The 508-nt window shown below is 54.3% G+C and carries 1 pseudogene; it reads left to right on the plus strand.

What is annotated here, in order from left to right:
* Positions 1 to 508: pseudogene (locus B7L68_RS08450) on the plus strand (glutamate synthase); the annotation flags it as partial.

The raw sequence follows: 508 nt of genomic DNA on the forward strand, positions 1-508 counted from the left end.
TTGGCGATAAATATATAAGAATTTCTAATGATATATATGATGTAGAACTTAGTGAATATATAGATATCGATGGATATATATATCTAAATAGCAGATGGATTGACATCTATAAGGTGGTCGGCTGGCCCGAGGACATAGCCAAGCTCTACGGCATCGAGAGCCTGTCGAGCAGGTCGTGGTTGGGCCACACAAGATACCCCACGAACAGCCCCGGGAGGTTGCCCTACTACTCGCATCCCTTCGCAGCGGGCGACGTCGCCATAGTCCACAACGGCGATCTGAGCAGCTACGGCGCAAACGTCAACTTCATAAAGTACAGAACGCACGTGAAGTTCACCGGGAACGACAGCGAAGCCATAGCCTACCTCCTGTCGTTTCTGGCGGGAGAGCTAGGGGTGGAGGAGGCCGTGAAGGAGCTCATGTACGGCCGCAGATACAGGTGGGCCAGGCTCGACGGGCCCTACGCCGTGGCCTTCATGGTCGGAGGCCCGAGGCCTGTGTTCGGCGC

The sequence above is a fragment of the Thermoproteus sp. CP80 genome (assembly GCF_002077075.2).
Classification (GTDB): domain Archaea; phylum Thermoproteota; class Thermoprotei; order Thermoproteales; family Thermoproteaceae; genus Thermoproteus.